The sequence below is a fragment of the Pseudomonas sp. GW821-FHT05H12 genome, from assembly GCF_059419385.1.
On the sequence record NZ_JBWKRS010000015.1, the window covers coordinates 39,022 to 63,880 of the forward strand.

Consider the following 24,859-nt stretch of genomic DNA (forward strand, 5'->3'; position numbering starts at 1 on the left):
CATCCTAGGCAGGCTAATGGTTCGTTGTAAGAGCCATCTAAGGCCAATTTCATAGGTCCAATATGTCGCCGATCACGCCACCGCTGTCCTTCAACCCCGCCGGGATCGAGCTGGATCGCCGCCACGGTTTGACTCGCCAATTGTATGAAGCCCTGCGCCAGCGTGTGTTGGATGGGCGGTTGGTCAGCGGCACACGTTTGCCCGCGACCCGTGATCTGGCGGCAGCCTTGTCCATCTCCCGCAACAGCGTGGTGCGCGCCTATGACCAGTTGTATGCCGAGGGGTTTATCGAAAGTCGGGTCGGTGATGGCACCTATGTAGCTCAATTGCCGAGCACAAAAAAACTATCCACAAAACTGTCCACAGGGTTATCGACAGGCTTATCCCCAGCCTTATCCACAAAATGGGCAAAATTGCCGGAAGATCTGGACAGTGAAGTTATCCACAGCGCGGGTTTGGCTCGGATAAAAAATAACCATTTGGCGCAGGTCCCATTGGGGCCGCCAAGGGCATTTCGAGTGGGTGTCCCGGCGTTCGACCTGTTTCCGTTCGAGGTATGGGCCAAGCTGAACGGGGCGTTCTGGCGTAAACCCAACCTTGAGCAGCTCTGCTATGGCGACCCCGCAGGCGATGCGCGTTTGCGCGGTTTGATCGCCGCTTATTTACGCAGCTCGCGCGGCATGCAGTGCACAGCTGAACAAATTGTGATCACCAGTGGCGCGCAGCAGGCAATCAGCCTTTGTGCACAGTTGCTGGTGGAGCCGGGTGATGGGGTGGCCATAGAAAATCCTGGCTACCGCGCGGCAGGCCATGCGTTTGCCTTGGCGGGTGGGCGATTGCACGGTGTGCCCGTGGACAGTGAGGGCATAGACTGCCAGGTGTTGAACACCCTTGGTGACTGTCGCCTGGCCTATGTCACGCCGTCCCACCAATACCCGTTGGGCGTGGTGATGAGCCTGGCACGGCGCCTGGAGCTGCTGGCCTGGGCCGAGCGCACGGGCGGCTGGATCATCGAGGACGACTACGACGGAGAGTACCGCTACAGCGGCGCGCCCCTGTCGCCCCTGGCAGCGTTGGACCGTAGCGGGCGAGTGCTGTATGTCGGCACGTTCGGCAAAGTGGCCTTTCCGGCGTTGCGCCTGGGCTACCTGGTGCTGCCGGCGCGGCTGGTGGATGCCTTCTCCCGACGCCGTGCGGTGGACATGCGCCACTCGGAAGTCAGCACCCAGGCCGTCATGGCCGAGTTCATGGCGGCCGGGCATTTTCAGCGGCACATTCGCCGCATGCGCCGCGCCGCCTTGAGCCGGCGTAACGCCTTGCTGGCGGGCTGGCCTCGCGATTTGCCGGGTGTGGGTGCATTGCCTGGTGTAGCGGCGGGGCTGCATATGACCGTGCGCGTGGACAGCCTGGCCCGTGAGCAGCAATTGCTCGCGCAAGCTCACGCGGCGGATGTCGAGATCAATGGCTTGAGCACTTACTGGTTGGCGCAATCGGCCCCGCCCGACGATCAGCGCGCCGGCCTGGTGCTGGGTTTTGCTGCCGTCCCGGAAGCGGGGATTGCCCTGGCGCTGGCGCGTCTGCGCAAGGCCTGGGGGTGTGTCAACTAACTACAGACACTGCAAGGACGCGGGTCCCTACCTTGAGCACGCAAGGCCGGCGGCAATCTGCGCCCGGCGTTTCCTGTGTTTGCCAAGGTAATGATCATGTTCGACCCTTTCATGCTGCAGCTCAGCCAACTGTTTGCCCTGCGCCCCACGCTTCAATCGCTGGGGATTACCCAAGCCCGTTTCGACCAGCACTATCAGGAGGTGCTCGAACACTACTGCGAGCACCTGATCGCTTTTTTCACGGGTGCCGATACCCGCAGGTTCAGCCGCTGGCGACATCTGGCACAGCAACTGGAGCGGCGTTTGCGCACCGCTCGCAGGGCGTTGAATACCGCGTCTTCGCGGGAAATGGTCAAGGCGATCCTGGACTACCCCGACAGTGGCGAGCGCGAGCAGCAGCTTGGCGAGCGTTCGCCGCAGGTTTATCTCACCACCCGGCACGGTTGCCTGGCACTGACCATTACCCGTGGCAACGACGCGCCACTGACGTTCACCGTGGCTCGAGGCCTGGACATTGAAGATCACGCCTCGGTGCCGCCGAAACCGGCAGAGCGCCTTGAACATAACGTTTTCGAAGGGTACGCCCTGGGTGCATTGGAGGGGGCGTTGCAGCGCATCGCCTGGATCGATCCCGACGCGTTTTCCTCGTTGGCGGCGTTGGATCGGCAACTGGCCTGGGCATCTGGTTTTGCCGATTTTCTCGGGCTGCAGGCGGAGCAAGACAGCCTGCGTTTCGAGCTGGAACAGCAGTTGCCGCCGTGGCTGAAAAACGCCTCGTCCTCCGGCCGCTTGGCTTATAGCCAGTGGCTGGAAGCGCTGGCGCGGTTCAACGAGAAATCCAGGGGCGCCGGCGCACTGGAGGCTGACGCGGAACAGGCACAGGCTTTGTTTAGCCGGCAGTTGGCTCTTCAGCTGCGTCGCCTGGCCCTGGAATGCAGCCTGCGCAATGAGGCCAATGTCACCCATGAGGGGTATCGAACGGTGCGCGCAGCGGTGAATACCTTTGCCGTGCACCGGCGGCTGCGTGGCGTCGCCATGGGGATCATGCCGCTGCTCGATGGCAGCGGTTATCTGCTGGGCCCGCCGACGACCCTGCAAGGTCCCTGGCTGGTGCTGCGGCCCGAGGCGCAACAGGTCATCGAGCAGGTGATGCTCGCGCCGCAGGCCGGGGCGCCGCTGGAGGATCCGTTCAGCGTGCTGTACCACGCCAGCGTCTCGCGATGGTTGCCGCTGTTCGAGCATCCCCTGGATACCCTCGCGCGTCTCAAGCAAGTGAGCGGCAACCTTCAGGGGGCCTGCGACACTGAGCGGGGCTGGCGCTGTGAGGTCAGCCTGCTACGTAACCTGGCGCTGCTGCTGGTGTGCCCAGGCACAGCGCATCCCGGCGAGGTTGCGAATGCACACCCCAGGGTCAAGCGGATGGATACTGCCTGGGCCGGGGCTCGCAAGGCGTTGTCGGTTAAGCAGGAACAACGCTTGGCCGAATTGAAACGCCCGCTACCGTTGCCACTGGGCCAGCCGATTGGTGAAGGGGTTCACAAAGGTCTTCATCGCGTAGGCAATGTGCTCATCTACAACAAAGACGAAAACCACTTCAATGTTTTATCGAATAACCGGTTTGCACCCGTCGTGAACATCAACTTCGTGGAGCACCGAATCGTCGATAACCCCGAACAGCCGACAGCCTACGGGCCCGGCCTTGCTCCGGACGCGCGTGGCCGCTGGCAGTTGCAACGCGCGCCCAGGCTGCGGCGTGACATTGATCAATTGAGCCCGGCGGCGCGCCGTGCAATCAGTGCAGGCACCGCTCTCAGTGCCACCTTGCCTGCGCTGCTCGGCGACGCGACCCGGCGGTCCCAGGCGCCGGGTACTTTGGCGGTAGAAGTGGAGGAAGGCCTGGAACGCAACGCGCGTCGTTTCGACGACGCGGCACAGGCCATTCAACGCACCAGCAGCGCTGCGCCAATGATCACTCAGTTGCGAGGCGAGGCCGTACAACTGCGCGCCCACGGCCGCTGCCTGCGTATTGAAATGGCTCGGCACACACCCACGCCGACACTGGGTGACGTGCAATTTTTGCTTGAGCAAAAAGTGATCCGTATCCAGCGGGTCGGTGGCCGCGTGCCGGAAACCATCGATGGCGTGGTGGACTACTTGCAGGAATACGAGGTGCTGGACCTCACCGAAAAGGGGCAGCCCTTGTGGTACGCCCACTTTCATTACCCCAGCGTTGAGGCCGCCAGCGACCAACCCACGGCTGCTCACCTGAAAACAGCGGCCCAGCGCAGACTGGGCCGCGAGTACGAGCGTGAGACCGGGCGCAAGGTCTATCGTGGCCCGATCACCAATGCCGCGGGGCGACAGGTCTTCCTGGCCGTTTGAGCCCGGCTTAGGTGCCCGACTTGATCTTGGTCCAGGCCCGTGTCCTGGCCCGTTCCGCGTCACGCCCCAACGGTTTGAGGGTATAGAGCGTGCTCATCGCGGCCTCGGTCGGGTACAGGTTAGGGTTGTTGCGAATGGCCGGGTCCACCTGTTCGGTCGCGTCCTTGTTCGGGTTCGGGTACCCAACAAAGTCACTGATCGGCGCGATCACCTGGGGTTGCAACAGGTAGTTGATGAAGGTGTAGGCGTCCTGCGGGTTCTGCGCGCCTTTGGGAATGGCGAGCATGTCGAACCAGATCGGTGCGCCTTCCTTAGGCAGGCGCATGTCCACGGTCACACCGTTCTTGGCTTCCTTGGCGCGGTTGGCCGCCTGGGAAAAACTGCCCGAATAGCCCACGGCCACGCAGATGTCGCCATTGGCGATGTCGGCCATGTACTTGGAGGAGTGGAAGTAGGTGATGTAGGGGCGGATCTTCATCAACAGCGCTTCAGCCTTGACGTAGTCCTTGGGGTTGCTGCTGTTGGGGTCCAGGCCCAGGTGCTGCAGGGCCAGCGGTAGAATCTCTGACGGCGAATCGAGGAAGGCCACGCCGCATTGCTTGAGCTTGCTGATGTTCTCTTCCTTGAAGATCAGGTCCCAGCTGTCCACCGGCGCGTTCGGCCCCAGCACCGCCTTGACCTTGTCCGGGTTGAAGCCGATGAGGATGGTGCCGTACATGTAGGGCACGGCGAATTTGTTGCCGGGGTCATTGGCTTCGATCAGCTTCATCAGCTTGGGATCGAGGTGGTTCCAGTTGGGTAATTGGCTGCGGTCCAGGGGCTGGAACACGCCGGCTTCGATCTGCTTGGCGAGGAACACGTTGGAGGGCACCACCACGTCATACCCGGAGTTGCCGGTCAGCAGCTTGGCTTCCAGCGCTTCGTTGGTGTCGAAGATGTCGTACACCAACTTGATCCTGGGGTTCTGCGCCTTGAAATCTTCCAGCGCCTTGGGGGTGATGTAGTCGAACCAGTTGTAGACCTTGAGGGTTTTTTCTTCGGCCTGCACTGCACCGCTCAACACGGCGGCGCACAGGGCCAGGGAGGCGAGCATCTTCATCGGGTGGCTCCTTCTTGTTCGAAACCTTCGAGCACGTTGACGGCGTTGATGCCGATTTCTTCTACCGCGTAACCGCCTTCCATCACGAACAGAGTGGGCTTGCCCAGGCGTGCTATGCGTCGGCCCATGGCCAGGTAATCCGGGCTGTCGAGTTTGAACTGGGAGATAGGGTCGTCCTTGAACGTGTCGACACCCAGGGACACCACGATGATGTCGGCGTCATAGCGTTCGGTCTCCTGACACGCCGCGTCGAGTGCGGCGCTCCACACTTCCCAACCGGAGCCGGCCGGTAGCGGGTAGTTGAAATTGAAGCCTTCGCCCGCGCCTTCTCCCAACTCGTCGGCATACCCCAGGAAAAACGGGAACTCCGCCTCTGGGTGGCCGTGGATGGAGGTGAAGAGCACGTCGCTGCGGTCGTAGAAAATCGACTGGGTGCCGTTGCCGTGGTGGTAGTCCACGTCGATGATCGCAACCCGTTGGTGACCCTGATCGAGAAACGCCTGGGCGGCGATGGCGGCGTTGTTGAGGTAGCAATAACCTCCCATCAAATCACTGGCGGCGTGATGCCCCGGCGGGCGGCACAAGGCAAAGGCACTGTGGGCACCCTGTTGGATGGCCTGCTGTGCGGTGAGCGCCACTTGTGCCGCGCTGTAGGCCGCTTGCCAGGTGCCGGCCGTGATCGGTGCGCCGCCATCGAAGCTGTAATAGCCCAACTGACCATGCAGGCTGGTGGGCAATACCCGGCGCAGTGTGCGGGTGGGCCAAGTGTATGGCAGCAGGTCGCCGTCCGTGTTGAACTCGGTCCAGCGCGCCCAGGCCCCTTTGAAAAAATCGAGGTAGTCGCGACTGTGGATGCGCTGCAGCGGTGCCAGGCCGAAGTCCTGGGGAGCCTGCACTGGGCCCAGTTCGCGGGCTTTGACCCGTTGCAACACATGGTCGGCACGCGACGGCATCTCGAAGCAAGGCATCAGTTGCCCGTCCATCAGTTCGCAGCGGCCGTGGTGCAAGTGGTGGTCGTCGGAGTAGATCGTCAGCATGGGTGGCTCCCGCAGGCTCATTGTTGTGCCTTGCAGTGTTGCGTTCAGCGCGAGTCATGAAAACGGCAGGAGCGGCCAGAAGGGGATAAATGTGGCCAAAGAACGTGACCGTAATTCGCCCTTTAATGGCGCATCAGGCTGGGCGCTACCCCACTCCAGCGCACAAACGCGTGGCGAAAGCTGGCGGTTTCGCTGAAACCCAGCTGTTCGGCGATCTTGTGGATCGGCATCTGGTCTTGCGCGAGCCACAGCTTGGCCTTTTCAAAGCGCAGCTCGTCGAGCAGTTGCTGGTAGCTGCAACCCAGGGCCTGCAAGTGCCGGCGCAGCGTGCGTGCAGAACAATTCATCTGCGCGGCCAAGCCCTCAAGGCCGGGAGCGGCATGCAGTTGGTCGGCCAGCAATTGGCGCACACGGTTCAGCCAGGCCTGGCGCCCTGTGAACTCGGAGTTCTGTTTGCGACAGCGGTCGGCCATGGCCCGATGGGTGATGGCGTCTGCCAGGGGCAGGGGTTGTTCCAGCAATGCCTGGTCAAAGGCAAACCCGTTGACCGGGGCGTCGAACTGCAGCGGGCAGCCAAAGCGCTCGGCATAGCGGGCGTGATAATCCGGCGCCGGGTAGTCGAAGCGCGCCTCACGCAAAGGCAGCGCGCAGCCGAGCAAGTCATCGCAGATGACCTTCATCGACACCAGGCAAAACTCCACGTTGAACGCTGCCAGCGCCGGATCTTCCCGATAGTCGCCGGCGGTCAGCCAGACCTGTTCGCCGTCCTCCATCAGGCGCAGCTCGAAAAGTGTTCCCAACAGCGCCGGGTAGCGCAGTGCCAGGCGCAAAGCGTCACCTAAGGTGGCACTGGTGAGCAGCGCGTAACCCAGCAGACCGTAGCTCGACACATGCATGCGCTGGCCCAGCTCCAGGCCGATGTCCTGGCGCAGCGCCACGGCGTTGGCACACACCCGCATCTCCTGGCACGTGGTGATACGTGTGTCGGCGCGGCGCAGATCCGTCAGGCCGATGCCGCTGCCGGCCAGCAACACCTCGCTCGCCAGACCCTGGGCGTTGAAGGTGGACAGCACCAGGGACACGGCGTTGAGCGTGGTCAGGTGTGAGTGCAGCATGGGCAAACCTGTAGAGGGTATGGCTTACGGGCAGCAAGTTACATGCCGGGTGTCAGTTCCCGGACTCGGACTTCGGTCGTTGAAAAAACAGTTCGCGGGCCTGTTCCAGGCTTATCTCGCTGCGATAGAACGCCACGGTCCGGGCGCGGTCAAGGCCCTTGGCCGTATCGGCAGCCGCGCCCAGGCGGTACTCGTCCGGGGTTTTCAGGCGGGCAGACAGGTAGGCTTTGTCCGGTGTCCAGTGAGTGCTGTAATGAAAATGTGCGTACCACAGCACCTGCCCCGTCACGCGATCGCTGATGGTGTATTCATCCAGGTAGTCCGGGTTTATGGACTTGATGCGACGGCGGGCCACGGTTTTCTTGATGGATATCACATTGTGCCGCTTGAGCCATTCAACCCCCGATACGGTGGGTGGCCGCAGCTTGAGCGTGCGTTGCACCAGCTGATTGCTCTGCTGATAGAGGTCGGCCAAGGCGTCGTCGAGGGCTTTGATCACGGCGCTGGCCGGTGCTGACAAGGCTTCACTGTCGGTGATGTTGCGCTGCGTCAGGGCCTGTTCGATCGAGTGACGCGCCAACTCCAGCCTATTGGCATGCTGGTGGTACAAGTGCTCGATGCCAAACGGTGCACGATCAGCGAGGTTGGCGTGGGTACGGGCCCGTGCGAGAAATGCGGGCAGCTCACTCAACAGGCGCTGGCCCTGGCTGATGCTCTGCTGCAGATCCACGGCAATGGGCCCGGCCGACGGCGGCGGGGTGCGGTCGCGTACAACCCAGACGCCCTTGGTTTTTTCATGATAGGTAGCCAGCACCTGCTGGGTCAGGGGTGAGCGAATATCCACGAGGCCGGTTTCCAGGCCCAAGTCGGTCAGGCGCGGCTCACCGATCAACAGGCCGTTGTAGCGAGTGTGGATAAATTGTTTCCTGGGGCGCGGCGGCGTAGACGGCGGGGTGGGGCGGTTTCTGAGCGCGGTTCTTTCCAGGCTCAGCATGCCGAGGTTGCTGGTGGCCCGGTGCTGGAACTCGCTCAGTTCCCCGCGCAATTCAAGCAGTTGATCGGTGATAGCTTGTTCGGAGAACTCCACGGGGAAATCCTGCAGGCGCTCGTCCAGTAATTGAAACTGTTCGATCAGGCTGCTCAAGGTATCAATGCGTTCGTCCAGGCGTCGGTCACTGCGCTCCTCCAGGGTGTCGCGCAGGCACTGGATCGCGATGTCGGCGGTGTCAACAATCTGGTCAATTGCCAACCAGGCTTGCGGCGTGCTCTTGATGCTTGTCTCGGGCAGGCACAGGTTGCGCGTCAGTGATATGCGTATCGCCTTGAGGTCGTCGGGGGTGTAGACCGGCATCGAGCCCTTGAGGGTATTGAGTAACAGCGCACCATCCCTGGCCAGGCCCTTGAGTTGGATGAAGCGACCGTGCATGTAGTCCAACTGCACGAGCAGCTTGCCGGCCAGCTCGCGCAGTTCGCGAAAGTCCTCGATATGACGCTCTTGCGGCACTTCGATCTGGCGCTGCATCTGATCGTGCACGGTGCGCCACTTGGGGGTGAAGCGGGCGAGGATATCGCTGAGCGCGGCCTGGGTCAGCCTGGCCTGGGCCTTGATGTAGTTGAGGGCCTTGGGCGCGTACTCTGCGCTGGGTTCGTGGACATTCATCTCCTTGAGCATCTGCAGGGCCGACTCGTATTCCGTACGCTGGGTCTCCAGGGTCTGGATATAGGTGTGCCTGAGCGCATCGGCCGAGGAGGAGGGCGCGGCGTCCAACGCTTGCCGGGCCCGTTGCAGCGCGTCCTGGGCGGCCCGTTTACCTTTTTCGAAGGCCTCCAGGCGCTCGCGCAATTGCTGCGCCTTTTGCCTGGCTTGCGCGCGGGCCTTGGCGGTCAGGAGCTTGGGACCGCCTCCCCGCAGACGCAGGCGGGTATCGATAAACCACTGACCGCTGCTGTTGTGAATCAACAGCGGGCCTGTACGACTGGGTTGCGCGGGGTCGACAATCTGTACATCGTCGTTTTCGTCGACCAACACTTTGAACCAGCGATGTGCCACCGGGGCGTACCAGCTTTGCCCGTCGCCATACAGAAGATGATAAGCCCCAGGTTCGTTGTGGACTTCTCCCAGCGCGTCGGGTTTGGCCACCATGAAGCTGTCCAGCACGGTGGCCAGGCGGGTAGGTGCCCGGTTGACTGCGCCGCTGACGTGCAAGGGCTGGTCATGGGCGATCAGCGCGTCTGAGGCAATCGGCGTCAGTCGAGTGATGCTGACGGGTGTTGGAGGGGAGGGTTGTTTTGGCACCACCACAGTGTTGCCGAGCGTTGGTCGGCGTGGTGTGGTGCGGGTGACACTGTGCAGGGTCAGGGCCGTGCCGAGGTTGAGCAGCAATTCGGCGAGTGCGGCCCAGGTGGATCGCTGCTCGGGATGCTCCTGGGCGTCGACCACGGTTTGCAGCTGATCCATGATTTGCCAGATCCAGGCCGCCACACCGACGGTGCGCCCCAGAAACGGCAGTGCGCTATTGAAGATCAGCCAGCCGGCGCGTTTGAACGTGGCCCAGCGCGCTTCGGCGTTGGACACCGATTGCCGGTCGGCGAGAGTGATCAGCGCGTTGGCATTGGCATCGTACAGTACGTCTGGCAGGTCGCCTTCGATGGCCTCCTGGCCGAGCGCCAGCGGCCCGCCCATGATCCATAGCTTGAACGGGTCTACCAGGAATTCGACCACGGCCCAGGGCGACGGCAGGTCGCCGGGAAACACGTATTGGGCATAATCATCGCGCACGTCATCCGGCAGCCACGCCAGCACCGAATCGCGCAGGCTTCTGGACTGCTGCAAGGCATAGAGCAGGTTGCTTTGCGAAGGGAACTGGGAAAGGGGTTTGTCCAGCAGCGGCCGGTACAGCAGGCAGGGGCCGGTGGTCGGGTCTTCCGGCCCGATCACGAACATATTGGTGACCTGGTCGGCAATGTTGCCCTGCCGACGGGTCGGCACGAACGCCAGCGCTCGCATCACAATGCGCTGGCCCTGTACCTGGCGTTCAGCGGTCTCGGCCTGTGTTACGGCCTTTACATACGCATAGCCTTGTTCATCGATGCCATCTTCGTGGCGCAACTTGCACTGCAAAGCCAATAACGGCAGTTGAATGCGCAAGTGCTGGGCGTAGAGCGAGCGTCGGCGTGCGGACTCTTGAGCGTTATCCAACAGCGTCCGGCGGATCAGCGCCAGGTAGGTGCTGCCGATGTCCACGCGGCTGATCAAGCCTTCCAGGTACTCGACGGTCAGCCAGTCCGGCAGCGGGTGTGGGTTTCGCAGGCGCAGGGACTTGATGCCCAACGGCAAGGCAATCAGGTTTTGCAGGGCCAGTTCCACCAGGCTGAACACCGTGGTGTCGATTTGCCCCGGCACCGCGAATGTGCCCCAGACCACGGGGCTGCGCACGACGATGTCGAGGTCGCTCAGCCACTGCGTGAGTGCGTCGGGGTGGTCCTTGAGTATTTCCGCGCAGAGCTGTTCGAGCGTGTATTGAGGGAGCGGGCTGATGCCTTCGTCATAAGTACGGCCCTCGTTGGCGTTATGCAGGGCTGCCAGGTCCTTGAGGTGGCGTGAGTACGCCGCCTGGTCTGCCGCAGTGGCGCTGGTGAGCCAGTCGGGGAGCGCTTGGATGTAATCGAGCAGGGCCGGTGTGCTTCGTTTGGCGCGGGGGGTTGGCGGTTGCGCCAGCACGTGCTGTGAAACGTTCGGCTCGCGCAGGTAGGAAAAGTCGATAGCTCCGATCGCCTTGGTCTGGATGCCGATGAAAGCAATGGCCAGGTAGTCGAAAAAATCACCATCAGGTTCGACCAGGCGCCACTCCAGTTTTTTGTACACCGCCGGCAGTGACAGGTCCTTGCCCAGTTCGTCGAGGGAGCGGTACTTCTTGAAACCCGCCATCAGTGAATGGGTGAGGACCACCTCGGTGCCTTCCGGTTTGCCGATAAGCACGCTGATCAGGTTTTCATCAAGGTGGGAGGTATTGCCCGCGTCATCAATCTGGTCGACATCCACCACATAGGCTCGAGCGCCATTTGGGTTTTGTTGCTTGCGAGTAGCCGCGTCCGGGGTTTGAAACAGCTGGCGTGCCATTTGGCAATCAGCCGTGGTCCAGCCAGGCACTTGTTCCAGGTTCCAGTGGTCGCGCAGCACGGTCGATAGCCCGTGCCAGCGTGGGCCGCTGTCACTTTCGGTGGTGTTCCAGTACTCCAGTTGGGCCTGTTGGTAGCCGCGCAACATCACGGGTGCCAGGGTATTGAGGATACTGGCGATATCGAGGATGCGCACCGGCAGGTGGATCGCTGGCTCAATGACGGGCAGTTGGGTCAGAAAATGCTGGCCCTCGATGTAGAGCGTGGGTACTGCCAACACGGATTGCACGGCGAGCACGTCGGTGAGCACCTGGTAATGGCGGCCGGCCGGTACGACCTGGTCATCCTCGATGTCCCACAGCGGAGTACCGACCACGGCGGTATTCGGGTCGATATCGAGCGTGGGGTACAGCGCCTGCAATTGCTCACGCAGCAAGGTGGCGGCCACTTCGCGAAACGCGGGGCCAGTGGACATTTGCGCGATCAGCGCGTCAGTGAGGCTTTGATGGGGTTCGGTTGAAGGGGATGCAGTCATGACGCTTCCTTGCACGAAAGAATGGCAACAGGCCCAGTAAAAACCTGGGCGTTGCCATGCTAGGAAGCGTCGGACCGGGTGCGGTAGTGCTTATGTAAGGCGGGTATTCACTGCAACTCGCCGCACAGGTCCAGTTCCACCAGGCGGCGGACTGTCTGAATGTCGAGCCCGCTGCCGAGCAGCGCATTGAGCTTGCCGAACGCCGCTTCGCGGGTCATGCCACCACCGGACAGCACACCAACGCCGCGCAGGCGGCTGCCGGCTTCGTAGACATCCAGCTCCACACCGCCCTCATGGCATTGGGTGATCGCCACTACCACAATGCCGTGCTCCTGGGCGTGCTGGAGGCTGGCGAGAAAGTCCGCATTGTCACTCGGGCCGGTGCCGCTGCCGAAGCATTCAAGAATCAGGCCCTGGATGCCGCTGCCGATCATGGCGTCCAACTGCGCAGCGCCAATACCCGGCACCAGCGGCAGTACGCCGACGGTGACCAGGGCTTTGGGCAGGCGATAGTCCAGAGTCAGGGGAAGGGTGTCTGCACGGGCTGCACCGCCTTGGCGATTCAGCGCCGCGAACGGGTTGCGGCCGAAACTGCGGATCTTCGCGCAGCGGGTCGGCGCGATCATTGCGCCGTGGAAATGCAGGTGCACACCCGGCGTCAGGCCGGTGCCCAGTGCCTGCAAGGCGCCACTGACGTTTTCCCACGCATCGCTGTCCGGCACGCCGGCCGGCAACATGGAACCGGTGAACACCACCGGTGCCGGCAAGCCCAACAGTTGAAAGCTCATGGCCGCCGCGCTGTAAGCCAGGGTGTCGGTGCCGTGTAGGATCAGCACGCCATCGCAGCCTTGGTCCACCGCGTCGATCACGGCGATGCGCAGGCGCTGCCAATACGCGGGCGTCATGTTGGCGCTGTCGATCAGCGGGGTCATTTCCTGGAAACGCCAGGTGGGCAGTGGCTGGCCGGCAAGCTGTTCGCGCATGCGCGCTTCGAAACCGGATGCGGGGGCCAGGCCGTTGGCGCTGGCCTGCATGCCGATGGTGCCGCCGGTGTAGAGCACCATGACGTTATTGGATGCTGACATTGAGATTCTCCTGAACGAAAAACGCCGCCGGGCCCAGAGCATGCCCAAGGCCGGGCGGCGTGTCATCTATCTACGCTTAGCGTTGCGCTTGAGCGTTCAGTTCAGCCGAGGGGGCCGCTTGCGGTTGCACCGGGTTGGCCGGCCAGGCCTTCAGGTCCAGATCCAGGTCAGAGAACTGGCTGGAGTCGAACACCGGGGTCTTGATACCCGCTGCACGCTGGTTGTCGTAGTCGTTCAGGATACGCATGGCAATCTTGAACAGGAACGCCAGGGCGAACAGGTTGACGAATGCGAGCATCGTCATAGTGATGTCGGCGAACGCGAACACGGTGCTCAGGTTCTCGATCGAGCCCCAGAAAATCAGCGCCAGCACCACTGCACGGTAGGCCATCAGCATCTTGCGGTTGTTGCCAACCAGGAAACGCAGGTTGCTCTCGCCCAGGTAGTAGTTGTACATGATCGAGGTGAACACGAACAACGCCAGGGCCACGGAGATGAACATGCGGCCCCAGTCACCGACTACAGCGGCCAGGGAGTTCTGGGTCAGGGCAATGCCGTCGCCTTCGAAGCCTGGGGTGTAGAAACCGGAGAGCAGGATCAGCAGCGCGGTGCAGGTGCAGATCACGAAGGTGTCGAGGAACACGCTGAACGCCTGGACCACGCCTTGGGCGATCGGGTGTTCTACGGAAGCGACTGCGGCCACGTTAGGCGCACTGCCCAGGCCGGCTTCGTTGGCGAACACGCCGCGCTTCACACCCATGATGATCGCGCTGCCGACCAGGCCACCGAAGGCCTGGTCGAGGCCGAAGGCGCTCTTGACGATGGTCGCGAGCATGGCCGGCACGTGGTCGAACTGCAGCACGATCACGTACAGGGTCACCGCGATGTAGATCAGGGTCTTGACCGGCACCAGCAGGTCGGCGATCGAGGCGATACGCTTGATCCCGCCGATGAATACCATGCCCAGCAACACGGCCAGGGCCAGGCCGGTGTAGGTGGTGTCCAGGCCAAAGGCGCTGTTCAGGGAGTGGGTCACGGCGTGGGCTTGCAGGCCGTTGAAGGCGAAACCGAAGGTCACCAGCAACAAGAACGCGACGACCATACCCAACCAGCGTTTTTGCAGGCCGTGCTGGATGTAATACGCCGGGCCGCCACGGAAGGTGCCTTCGGCATCGGTGCGCTTGTACAGCTGGCCGAGGGAGCACTCGATAAAGCTCGACGACATGCCCACCAACGCGGTGACCCACATCCAGAACACGGCACCCGGGCCACCCAGGGTCACGGCAATGCCGACACCGGCGATGTTACCCGCACCTACACGGCCAGCCAGGCTGAGCATCAGCGCCTGGAACGAGCTGAGTTGGTCGGAGCTGTTCTTCAGGCTGTCGCGAAACACCGAGAACATGTGGAAAAAGTGACGCAGCTGTACGAAACGCGAGCGAATCGTGAAATAACCGCCGAGCCCGACAATGAGCACGATCAGTACTTTCCCTGAGAGGAAGTCGTTGATGACTTCGAGCATGGAGTGTTCCTCGCTGATTTTTCTAATGGCAAACGCAGGACGGTCCGACGCATCGCTCAGCACCAGGCAGTGCACGACGCTTGGACCCCAATCCTTTTGCGGGTGTTGTTATTCATGCGCTTTCGCGTTGTGTCCGGGCCTCGTTACCGACGGCCGCAGGCGCGAAGAGGGGCGGCACTATACCTAGGCGAGCGTGATCCGTCTGCACGGGGCGATTAAAGGTTTCAGCCGAGCTGTGGCGGGGGGAGTGGGTTTGCAGGGCGATATTGGATTTTTTATAAGCGTCATTTCACAACCTTGAGGCAAAAAAAAGGGCCTGAAGAACGAGCCTTCAGGCCCTCAAAAGGTGAGAGGTGTCTAGTCCCTCAACCTGGTGAGCGGTGCAACAAACGCTTAGGCCTTCAGTGGAACCAAGCGTGGGGCAATCATGTTTTCGGGGCGCAGGATGTCGTCGAGCATGGCGTCGTCGAGCAAGCCTTCTTCGCGCACCAGTTCCAGCACGCCGCGGCCGCTTTCAAGGGCGATACGGGCGATGCGGGTGGCGTTTTCATAGCCGATGTACGGGTTCAGCGCGGTGACCAGACCAATGGAGTGCTCCACCAGCTCGCGGCAGCGGGCTTCGTTGGCGGTGATGCCAGTGATGCAATGTTCGCGCAGCATGTCCATGGCACGTTGCAGCAGGCGGATCGAGTCGAAGATCTTGAAGGCGATCAGCGGTTCCATCACGTTCAGTTGCAGTTGGCCGCCTTCGGCTGCCATGGTCAGGGCCAGGTCGTTGCCGATCACTTGGAATGCCACTTGGTTTACGGCTTCCGGGATCACCGGGTTGACCTTGCCGGGCATGATCGAGCTGCCTGGCTGGCGTGCCGGCAGGTTGATCTCGTTGATGCCAGTGCGTGGGCCGCTGGACAGCAGGCGCAGGTCGTTGCAGATCTTCGACAGCTTCACCGCAGTACGCTTGAGCATGCCGGAGAACAGCACGAAGGCGCCCATGTCGGAGGTGGCTTCGATCAGGTCGGCGGCTGGAACAACCGGCTGGCCGCTGATGACGGCCAGGCGTTGTACGGCCAGGGCCTGGTAGCGCGGGTCGGCGTTGATGCCGGTACCGATGGCGGTGCCACCCAGGTTCACTTCGGTCAGCAGCTCTGGCGCCAGGGTTTTCAGGCGGGCCAGGTCTTCACCCAAGGTGGTGGCGAACGCGCGGAATTCCTGGCCGAGGGTCATCGGCACGGCGTCTTGCAATTGGGTGCGGCCCATTTTCAGCACGTGGCTGAATTCGACACCTTTGGCGGCGAATGCCTGGATCAGGCTGTCGAGGCTGGCCAGCAGCGCGTCATGGCCCAGCAGCAGACCCAGGCGGATCGCGGTCGGGTAGGCGTCGTTGGTCGACTGCGCCATGTTCACGTCGTTGTTGGGGTGCAGGTACTGGTATTCGCCCTTGTTGTGGCCCATGGCCTCCAACGCGATGTTGGCGATGACTTCGTTGGCATTCATGTTGGTTGAAGTGCCAGCGCCGCCTTGAATCATGTCCACCACGAACTCTTCGTGGAAATCGCCGCGGATCAGACGGGCACAGGCTTCGCTGATGGCAGCGTGCTTGGCCTCGCTGAGCTGACCCAGCTCGCGGTTGGCGTCAGCCGCCGCTTGCTTGACCATTGCCAGGCCGACCACCAATTTCGGGTAATGCGAAATCGGAACGCCCGAGAGGCGGAAGTTGTTCACCGCTCGCAGGGTCTGGATGCCGTAATACGCTTGAGCCGGTACTTCGAGTACGCCAAGCAGGTCTTTTTCTGTGCGGAAAGATGCAGCGGAGGACATGACGGAAATCATCTCGATATGGACCCGGAACTGGCCGGAACGCTGCGAATGCTAGGCTTGTAGAAGTTTTTGGGCCAATGCTGTTAAGCACTAACCTATGCACAAACGGCATAATGTGCGTGTGACCCGGTTATCATGGCGGGCGTGTGTGCCAAAATGGTGCGTACCTGCGGGAGGAAGTGATGAACCTTGAGAGCAAATGGCTGGAAGACTTCAGCGCCTTGGCGGCGACGCGCAGTTTTTCCCAGGCGGCGGAACGGCGTTTTGTAACTCAGCCGGCGTTCAGTCGCCGTATCCGTAGCCTGGAGGCGGCGTTGGGCCTGACGCTGGTCAACCGCTCGCGCACACCGGTCGAGCTGACGGCGGCGGGGCAATTGTTCCTGGTGACAGCGCGTACCGTGGTCGAACAGCTGGGTGAAGTGCTGCGCCATTTGCACCATCTGGAAGGCGGGCAGGGCGAGGTCATGCAAGTGGCTGCTGCTCACTCCCTTGCGTTGGGCTTCTTCCCGCGCTGGATTGCACAACTGCGCAACGAAGGCTTGAACATCGCCACACGGCTGGTGGCGACTAACGTGGGCGACGCGGTACACGCCCTGCGTGAAGGCGGTTGCGACCTGATGCTGGCGTTCTACGACCCTGATGCAGCCATGCAGATGGATGCCGAGATTTTCCCTTCGCTGCACTTGGGCAATACTGAAATGCTTCCGGTGTGTGCCGCCGATGCCGAGGGCAAGCCGTTGTTCGATCTGGAAGGCGAAGGCAGTGTGCCGTTGCTGGCGTACAGCGCAGGCGCGTTCCTTGGCCGTTCGGTGCACTTGCTGCTGCGCCAGCGCGCCCTGCGCTTCACCACCGTGTACGAAACCGCCATGGCCGACAGCCTCAAGAGCATGGCGCTGGAAGGCCTGGGCATCGCCTGGGTGCCGCAGTTGAGTGTGCGGGCTGAATTGGCGCGTGGTGAATTGGTGGTGTGCGGCGGCCCGCAATGGCACGTGCCGCTGGAGATTCGCCTGTATCGCTGTGCGCTGGTGCGCAAGGCGAATGTGCGGTTGTTGTGGCGCAAGTTGGAAGGTGGGGCGGCCGCCGAACGCAGTTAACGGTAGGAGCCGGCTTGCCGGCGATCGCGGTTTGTCCGGCAGCATTTGTGTCACTGATCCACCGCTATCGCCGGCAAGCCGGCTCCTACAGGTTTTAGGGTGTTTTGACTGACTCTTGAGTCAATAAAACCGCCACTTTGCCCCGCTAGACAGATGGTCATGCCAGGGGCTGTTTATCTTGATTATTACGGTATACTGCGCGGCCTTCGGCCGGTCCAACCGGCCAAATTTCGTACAACAAGCCACGCCGGATTTCCCGCGTGGCTTGTTGTTTTTTGACGCGCCTGCGGGCGCCCAGAGAGAAGAGGCACGACGATGAGTGCATTGGTTGGCGTGATCATGGGCTCCAAGTCCGATTGGTCCACCCTTAGCCACACCGCCGATATGCTGGAAAAACTCGGCATTCCGTATGAAGTGAAAGTGGTCTCTGCCCACCGCACCCCGGATCTGCTGTTCCAGTATGCCGATGAAGCAGAATCCCGTGGCATCGAGGTGATCATCGCCGGTGCCGGTGGTGCGGCGCACCTGCCGGGCATGTGTGCGGCCAAGACCCATCTGCCGGTACTCGGCGTGCCGGTGCAGTCGGCAATGCTCTCGGGCGTGGACTCGCTGTTGTCCATCGTGCAGATGCCGGCCGGTATCCCGGTGGCCACCCTGGCAATCGGCAAAGCGGGCGCGATCAATGCCGCGTTGTTGTCCGCCAGCATCCTGGGCGCCAAGCACCCGCAGTTCCACGCGGTGCTGAAAAAATTCCGTGCTGAGCAGACAGACAGCGTGCTGGACAATCCAGACCCACGCATCGCCTGAGGTTGTTGACGATGAAAATCGGTGTAATCGGTGGCGGCCAACTGGGTCGTATGCTGGCCCTGGCGGGAACCCCGCTGGGGATGAACTTCGCTTTCCTGGACCCGGCGCCGGACGCGTGCGCGGCGGCATTGGGTGAACACCTGCGGGCTGACTACAGCGACCCGGACCACCTGCGCCAGCTGGCCGACGAAGTCGACCTGGTGACCTTTGAGTTCGAAAGCGTCCCGGCTGAAACCGTAGCCTTCCTGTCGCAGTTCGTGCCGGTGTACCCGAGCGCCGAAGCCTTGCGCATTGCCCGCGACCGCTGGTTCGAGAAAAGCATGTTCAAGGACCTGGGCATTCCGACCCCGGCCTTCGCCGATATCCAGTCCCAGGCAGACCTGGACGCGGCCGTTGCCAGTATCGGCCTGCCGGCCGTGCTGAAAACCCGCACCCTGGGTTACGACGGCAAGGGCCAGAAAGTCCTGCGCACCGCGGCTGATGTGGTCGGTACCTTCGCCGAGTTGGGCAGCGTTGCCTGCCTGCTGGAAGGCTTCGTGCCGTTCACCGGTGAAGTCTCGCTGATCGCCGTGCGTGCCCGGGATGGCGAAACCCGCTTCTACCCGTTGGTGCACAACACCCACGACAGCGGCATCCTCAAGCTGTCCGTGGCCAGCACCGACCACCCGCTGCAGGCCCTGGCCGAAGACTACTCCAGTCGTGTGCTCAAGCAGCTGGATTATGTCGGTGTGATGGCGTTCGAGTTCTTTGAAGTCGACGGTGGCCTCAAGGCCAACGAAATCGCCCCGCGTGTGCACAACTCCGGGCACTGGACCACCGAAGGCGCCGAGTGCAGCCAGTTCGAAAACCACCTGCGGGCGGTAGCGGGCTTGCCACTGGGTTCCACGGCCAAGGTCGGTGAAAGCGCCATGCTCAACTTCATCGGTACCGTGCCTGCGGTGGAAAAAGTCATCGCCATCGACGACTGCCACCTGCATCACTACGGCAAGGCCTTCAAGGCCGGGCGCAAGGTGGGTCACGCCAACCTGCGTTGCAAGGACCGTGCGACGTTGCAGGCGCAGATCCTCAAGGTTGAAGCGCTGATCGCCGAGCAATAAGCCAAGTCCGACGGGAACCATTGGTGACCGTCGTCTCTCTGATTGCAGGACGCCAAAGTCTGACTAGGCTTTCGTGTAGCTCACTTCATTCAGAGGGAAATGCCATGGGTATCATCGGAACCATCTTTATCGGCCTGATCGTCGGCCTGCTGGCGCGTTTCCTCAAGCCAGGCGACGACAGCATGGGCTGGATCATGACCATCCTGCTGGGTATCGCCGGTTCCCTGGTCGCCACCTACGGTGGCCAGGCGTTGGGTATCTACCAGGCGGGCCAGGGTGCAGGCTTCATCGGCGCACTGATCGGCGCCATCGTGCTGCTGGTGATCTACGGCCTGATCAAAAAGAAATGATCTAAGCGACAAAGCCCTCTGCGCTGCGCAGGCGCAGAGGGCTAGAATGCTCGCCACCTGTATTTGTCGAGCCTCTCCATGCGCCGTCTTCTGTTGACTCTCCTCCTGCTGGGCTCTGGCCTGGCGCACGCCGGCGAACTGCCGGAAACCGACTGGCTCGACCTGATGCCACTGTCGGATCAGAAAGCCCTCGAGGCCATGCCCGAGATCGACCACAACTCCCCTGAAGCCCAAGGCACGTTCACCGACAAGGGTGGCTTGAAGCAAAGCAAAGGCTTGCCGGCGGTGATGTACTCCACCAAGACCGTGGCTGCCATGAACGGCAAGAACATCCGCATCGGCGGTTACCCGGTGCCGTTGGAAACCGACGCCAAGGGCCGCAGCACTTTGTTCTTCCTTGTGCCGTACCCAGGCGCCTGCATCCATGTGCCGCCACCGCCGCCTAATCAGCTGGTGCTGGTGCGCTACCCCAAAGGGTTGAGGCTGGATGATATCTACACGCCTTTGTGGGTCACGGGCACACTGAAGGTGGAGAAGGTCAATAACGACCTGGCGGACGCGGCGTATGCGCTGGATGCGGGGAAGGTGAGGGTGGTGAAGGAGTCGGATCTCTAAAACCCAACACCTATCAATGTGGGAGCTGGCTTGCCTGCGATGCAGGCACCTCGGTGTATCAGTGTCGCCGAGGCGATGCTATCGCAGGCAAGCCAGCTCCCACATTTGGATCGGGTTTACAGCGCGATACTGGTGATGCTCAAGCCCAAGGTGTGGTGTTGGCCTGGTGCCAAGGTCACCACATCATCCAGCACATTCGCCGTCTCGATACACAGCATGCCCGTCCAGCCATCATCGGCCATGTCGTCGAACGCCTTGGCGCGCTCGGTCCATGGGTTCCAGATTACGGTGGACGTCGACCCCTCGGCAGTGAGCTGGATGCGGCGCTGCCAGTCTTTGTCGACGATGTTCAGTTGCGCCGGGGTGTCGAGGTAGATGCGATCAGTCTCGGCGGTGAAGTGCAGGGGCCCAGCCTGTTGCTTGGTGGCCCAGCCGTCGGCGGTGTCGATGTAGGTTCCACCGTCCAACCCCTCGACGTGCACATTGCGCACGTCGCTCACGGCGAAGTAGGTGTGCAGTGCCTGGCTGAGGGTCACGGTGTCGGTGCCACGGTTATGGCTGGTCAGGCGGATGTGCAGTTGGTCGTCCAGCAGCAGGCTCAGGTTCAGGTCGACCTTGTGGGGCCAGCCCGGGAAGCCGCCTGCAGGTACTGGAAGCACCAGGTCCACGCGCAGTGCTTCGCCTTCGAGTGTGGTTCCGGCCAATTCCCAGAGCGCCGTGCGCACAAAACCGTGGGCACCGGCAGGCTGTTCGCTTTGGCGCATGGCCTTCACGCTGGGCGGGTTGCGGTCGAACACGCCGAACCACGGCCAGCACACCGGTACGCCAGTACGGATGCCTTTGCCCTGCTTGAACACTGCCTCAGGGTTGGGCCAGATCAGCGGCTGTTCGCCCTCGCGGCCGTAACTGAAGATATGCGCGCCTTGTTGGGCGATCATCAATTCAGCGCCGTTGTGGCGAATGCGCCAGCAGTCCAGCTCGTCGATTTTCACGGTTTCAACGTGGGGCACAGGCATACAAAGCACTCTTTATGGCAGGCAATGGGGCAATTGACCGTCAAAACCCGATGAGGTTTAACGTGCGCGCGACGGAACCGAGCGCGTGCGACCGCTGCCATCGATGGCGACGAACACGAACACGGCCTCGGTGACCTTGCGCCATTCGCTGGACAGCGGGTCATCGCTCCACACTTCGACCATCATCTGGATCGAGCTGCGGCCGATTTCCAGGGCCTGGGTATAGAAGGACAACTGCGCGCCCACAGCGACCGGTACCAGGAACGCCATGCGGTCAATGGCCACGGTGGCCACGCGGCCGCCTGCGACCTTGCTGGCCATGGCGGTGCCGGCCAGGTCCATCTGCGCGACCAGCCAGCCGCCGAAGATATCGCCAAAACCATTGGTTTCACGCGGGAGCGCGGTGATTTGCAGGGCGAGATCGCCTTGCGGGATAGGATCTTCTTGTTCGAGTTCGATCATGCCAAGGGTGCCTCTGACCCGTAACGCTTCATGGGTATTTCAAGTGGATAGCCGTCTTCGAAAAAAACGTTTCAGCACCAACATACACCGCGTGATGCGTTTCTCGTAAGGCGTACTAAAGGGAAACTCTGCCAAATCGGCTGGATGGCACCCAACGACGTTTTGGCACAGCAGCCCCTCAAGACAGCGGGTTTGGCGCTTGCAAGGGCCGAGTATATCGAGACGCTGGCGTCGCGACGACCTCCCAGCGTTCATTTGGTCGCCAAATCCCAGCTGTAATGGGGCTTTTTCCGGAAACTGTGCTCGTTGCACGGAATATTTACCGGGCGTGGAGTGTTGTTCCGGCAAGTACCCGTCTTTATAGAGAAGCCTTGCCATGCCGACTGCTGCGCCCCTTGCGCGCTCGCTGACCCGCAGCGACTACAAAACCCTGTCGCTTTCCGCCCTGGGCAGTGCGCTGGAGTTCTATGACTTCATCATCTTTGTGTTTTTCGCGGCCTTGGTGGGCAAGCTGTTTTTCCCGCCGGACATGCCCGAATGGATGCGCCTGGTGCAGACCTTCGGCATTTTTGCGGCCGGCTACCTGATCCGGCCCTTGGGCGGCATCGTCATGGCGCACTTCGGTGACCTGCTGGGGCGCAAGAAGATGTTCACCCTCAGTATCTTCCTGATGGCGTTGCCGACCCTGGCCATCGGCTTGCTGCCGACGTATGCACAGGTCGGCCTGCTGGCGCCGGTGCTGTTGCTGTTGATGCGCATCATCCAGGGCGCGGCGATTGGCGGTGAGGTACCGGGCGCGTGGATTTTTGTGGCCGAACACGTGCCGGCCAAGCGAATTGGCTATGCCGTCGGTGTGTTGTCGGTGGGCCTGAACCTGGGGATTCTGCTCGGCTCGCTGGTCGCCACGGGTATCAATGGTGCGTACAGCCCCGAGCAGGTGGCCGATTATGCGTGGCGCATTCCGTTTCTGCTGGGCGGGGTATTCGGCTTGATGTCGGTGTACCTGCGCCGTTGGCTGCATGAAACGCCGGTGTTCGCCGAGTTGCAGCAGCGCAAGGCGTTGTCCCGGGAAGTGCCGCTGCGCACGGTACTGCGCGAGAGTCGTGAATCGATTGTGTTGTCGATGTTGATGACCTGGTTCTTGTCGGCCGGTGTGGTGGTGGTGATCCTGATGACGCCCGCCCTGCTGCAAGGTGTCTACCATGTCGCCCCTAAAGTGGCGTTGCAGGCCAATAGCCTGGCGATCATCAGCATGGCGCTGGGCTTGGTGATTGCCGGCAAGTTGTGCGACCGCCTGGGGGCTGGCCGCGTGTTGGTGTTTGGCTGTTTCGGCTTGATGGTGACGTGCTGGGCGCTGTACGCCAGCCTGGCTGGTCATCCTGAATGGCTCTTCCCGTTGTACATGCTGACCGGGCTGTTTGTCGGCACCGTGACCGCGGCCCCCTTCGTCATGGTCACGGGCTTCCCGGCGGCCGTGCGTTTCAGTGGCCTGTCGTTTTCCTACAACCTGGCCTATGCCGTGCTTGGCGGGCTGAGCCCGGTATTCGTGTCGCTGCTGCTCAAGGAGAGCCCGATGGGCCCGGCCTACTATGTGGCGCTGGTGTGCGTCATGGGCATGTTGGTGGGTGGATACCTCTGCAAGCGCGGGCGTTAAGCAACGCTGTGCTTTTGCGGGCGATTTGTTATCGTGCCGAACCGACCCCGGCGCTTGCCGGGGTCTCGCGTTCGCCGTCCTGACAATAAGAGAAGCCTTGCCATGTCCTCCGTGCCCGCAAGCAGTGCGCAACCTTCGCGCCCGCTGACCCGCAACGACTACAAAACCCTGTCGCTGTCTGCCTTAGGCGGGGCGCTGGAATTCTACGACTTCATCATTTTCGTGTTTTTCGCCACCGTGGTCGGAAAACTGTTCTTCCCCGTCGATATGCCCGAGTGGCTGCGCATGATGCAGACCTTCGGTATCTTCGCTGCGGGCTACCTGGCTCGCCCTCTGGGCGGTATCATCATGGCGCACTTCGGTGACCTGCTGGGGCGCAAGAAGATGTTCACCTTGAGCATCTTCATGATGGCCGTGCCAACCCTGATCATGGGCCTGTTGCCCACCTACGCGCAGATCGGTTTGTGGGCGCCGCTGCTGTTGCTGCTGATGCGCGTCATCCAGGGCGCGGCGATCGGCGGCGAAGTGCCGGGCGCCTGGGTGTTCGTGTCCGAACACGTGCCACCCCGTCACATCGGCTACGCCTGCGGCACCCTGACCAGCGGCCTGACTGCGGGCATCCTGCTGGGCTCGCTGGTGGCCACTGGCATCAATACCGTCTATAGCCCGGAACAGGTTTCGGACTACGCATGGCGTATCCCGTTCCTGCTCGGCGGCGTGTTCGGTTTGCTCTCGGTGTACCTGCGCCGCTGGCTGCATGAAACACCGATCTTCGCCGAAATGCAGCAACGCAAAGCCCTGGCGGCCGAGCTGCCGTTGCGTGCGGTGTTGCGTGACCACCGTGGCGCCATCGTGCTGTCGATGCTGCTGACCTGGCTGCTGTCAGCCGGTGTGGTGGTGGTCATCCTGATGACCCCGACCGTGTTGCAGACTGTCTACCACTTCAGCCCGACGGTTTCGTTGCAAGCCAACAGCCTGGCCATCGTCACCCTCAGCCTGGGTTGTATTGCCTCCGGTGCCCTGGCCGACCGCTTCGGCGCAGGCCGTGTGCTGGTGATCGGTTGCCTGCTGCTGCTGGCGACCTCGTGGACGCTGTATCACAGCCTCATCGAGCACCCGAACTGGCTCTTCCCGCTGTACGCCCTGACCGGCCTGTTTGTGGGCGTGATTGGTGTGGTGCCCTACGTGATGGTGAAAGCCTTTCCGCCTGTGGTGCGTTTCAGCGGGTTGTCGTTCTCGTACAACGTTGCCTACGCCGTGTTCGGCGGCCTGACGCCGCTGGCGGTGTCGCTGCTGATGAAGGAAAGCCCGATGGGCCCTGCCTACTATGTCGCCGTGCTGTGTGTGATGGGGACGCTGGTGGGTGGCTACCTGTGGAAGCGCGGGCGCTGACTCGCTGATAACCGTGTAGCGAGGGCGCAAGCTGCCTCGCTACACGTTTCGTT

18 protein-coding genes are annotated in these 24,859 nt (G+C 61.9%); 9 read left to right on the forward strand and 9 right to left on the reverse strand.

The features are described 5' to 3' along the window. Positions 1–62: 62 nt before the first annotated feature. Both pdxR and AC07SU_RS15175 read left to right on the forward strand, forming a co-directional pair. Entirely contained in the window at positions 63–1,607 is a 1,545-nt protein-coding gene (gene pdxR, locus AC07SU_RS15170) for a MocR-like pyridoxine biosynthesis transcription factor PdxR (protein ID WP_494997497.1), read from the forward strand. A 96-nt stretch (positions 1,608–1,703) separates the two neighbouring features. Further along, complete coding sequence (locus AC07SU_RS15175) at positions 1,704–3,989, forward strand: hypothetical protein (RefSeq protein WP_494997498.1); 2,286 nt, start codon at positions 1,704–1,706, stop codon at positions 3,987–3,989. 7 nt (positions 3,990–3,996) lie between these two features. Here the strand turns inward: AC07SU_RS15175 and AC07SU_RS15180 are convergent, their stop codons facing one another. The 7 genes from AC07SU_RS15180 to aspA all read right to left on the reverse strand — a co-directional run bounded on the left by AC07SU_RS15180 (position 3,997) and on the right by aspA (position 16,319). Next, on the reverse strand, positions 3,997–5,088 hold the full coding sequence (locus tag AC07SU_RS15180; RefSeq protein WP_176994512.1) for a polyamine ABC transporter substrate-binding protein: 1,092 nt from the start codon (positions 5,086–5,088) through the stop codon (positions 3,997–3,999). Further along, positions 5,085–6,125, reverse strand: coding sequence for a histone deacetylase family protein (locus tag AC07SU_RS15185; RefSeq protein ID WP_494997499.1), 1,041 nt, complete (start codon positions 6,123–6,125; stop codon positions 5,085–5,087). The genes AC07SU_RS15180 and AC07SU_RS15185 overlap by 4 nt, the downstream gene beginning before the upstream one ends. Positions 6,126–6,247: 122 nt before the next feature. Then, positions 6,248–7,240, reverse strand: coding sequence for an AraC family transcriptional regulator (locus AC07SU_RS15190; protein ID WP_494997500.1), 993 nt, complete (start codon positions 7,238–7,240; stop codon positions 6,248–6,250). Between the two features lie 52 nt (positions 7,241–7,292). Then, positions 7,293–11,894, reverse strand: coding sequence for a hypothetical protein (locus AC07SU_RS15195; protein ID WP_494997501.1), 4,602 nt, complete (start codon positions 11,892–11,894; stop codon positions 7,293–7,295). Positions 11,895–12,001: 107 nt separating this feature from the next. After that, on the reverse strand, positions 12,002–12,979 hold the full coding sequence (locus AC07SU_RS15200) for an asparaginase (protein WP_494997502.1): 978 nt from the start codon (positions 12,977–12,979) through the stop codon (positions 12,002–12,004). Between the two features lie 76 nt (positions 12,980–13,055). Then, a complete protein-coding gene (locus AC07SU_RS15205) occupies positions 13,056–14,501 on the reverse strand; it encodes an alanine/glycine:cation symporter family protein (protein ID WP_494997503.1) in 1,446 nt (481 codons plus the stop codon). A gap of 393 nt (positions 14,502–14,894) precedes the next feature. After that, on the reverse strand, positions 14,895–16,319 hold the full coding sequence (aspA, locus tag AC07SU_RS15210; protein WP_123716599.1) for an aspartate ammonia-lyase: 1,425 nt from the start codon (positions 16,317–16,319) through the stop codon (positions 14,895–14,897). 182 nt (positions 16,320–16,501) lie between these two features. On the opposite strand from aspA, the gene AC07SU_RS15215 reads away from it, so the two are divergent. The 5 genes from AC07SU_RS15215 to AC07SU_RS15235 all read left to right on the forward strand — a co-directional run bounded on the left by AC07SU_RS15215 (position 16,502) and on the right by AC07SU_RS15235 (position 20,282). Beyond that, positions 16,502–17,413: a LysR substrate-binding domain-containing protein gene (locus AC07SU_RS15215; protein ID WP_176994506.1), complete on the forward strand. Its 912-nt coding sequence runs from the start codon at positions 16,502–16,504 to the stop codon at positions 17,411–17,413. A gap of 315 nt (positions 17,414–17,728) precedes the next feature. Beyond that, positions 17,729–18,220: a 5-(carboxyamino)imidazole ribonucleotide mutase gene (gene purE / locus AC07SU_RS15220; protein ID WP_003176980.1), complete on the forward strand. Its 492-nt coding sequence runs from the start codon at positions 17,729–17,731 to the stop codon at positions 18,218–18,220. A gap of 11 nt (positions 18,221–18,231) precedes the next feature. Beyond that, positions 18,232–19,317, forward strand: a complete 1,086-nt coding sequence (locus tag AC07SU_RS15225; RefSeq protein ID WP_176994505.1) for a 5-(carboxyamino)imidazole ribonucleotide synthase — start codon at positions 18,232–18,234, stop codon at positions 19,315–19,317. Between the two features lie 104 nt (positions 19,318–19,421). Then, entirely contained in the window at positions 19,422–19,667 is a 246-nt protein-coding gene (locus AC07SU_RS15230; RefSeq protein WP_017253508.1) for a GlsB/YeaQ/YmgE family stress response membrane protein, read from the forward strand. 78 nt (positions 19,668–19,745) lie between these two features. Beyond that, positions 19,746–20,282, forward strand: coding sequence for a DUF3299 domain-containing protein (locus AC07SU_RS15235; protein ID WP_494997504.1), 537 nt, complete (start codon positions 19,746–19,748; stop codon positions 20,280–20,282). 116 nt (positions 20,283–20,398) lie between these two features. Here AC07SU_RS15235 and AC07SU_RS15240 read toward each other — a convergent pair whose 3' ends face one another. Next, positions 20,399–21,298, reverse strand: a complete 900-nt coding sequence (locus tag AC07SU_RS15240; RefSeq protein ID WP_494997505.1) for a D-hexose-6-phosphate mutarotase — start codon at positions 21,296–21,298, stop codon at positions 20,399–20,401. 57 nt (positions 21,299–21,355) lie between these two features. After that, positions 21,356–21,760, reverse strand: coding sequence for an acyl-CoA thioesterase (locus AC07SU_RS15245; RefSeq protein ID WP_003176975.1), 405 nt, complete (start codon positions 21,758–21,760; stop codon positions 21,356–21,358). 376 nt (positions 21,761–22,136) lie between these two features. Here AC07SU_RS15245 and AC07SU_RS15250 point away from each other — a divergent pair, with 376 nt between their 5' ends. Then, positions 22,137–23,414, forward strand: coding sequence for an MFS transporter (locus tag AC07SU_RS15250; RefSeq protein ID WP_494997506.1), 1,278 nt, complete (start codon positions 22,137–22,139; stop codon positions 23,412–23,414). Between the two features lie 102 nt (positions 23,415–23,516). After that, positions 23,517–24,806: an MFS transporter gene (locus AC07SU_RS15255; protein WP_494997507.1), complete on the forward strand. Its 1,290-nt coding sequence runs from the start codon at positions 23,517–23,519 to the stop codon at positions 24,804–24,806. Positions 24,807–24,859: the final 53 nt, after the last annotated feature.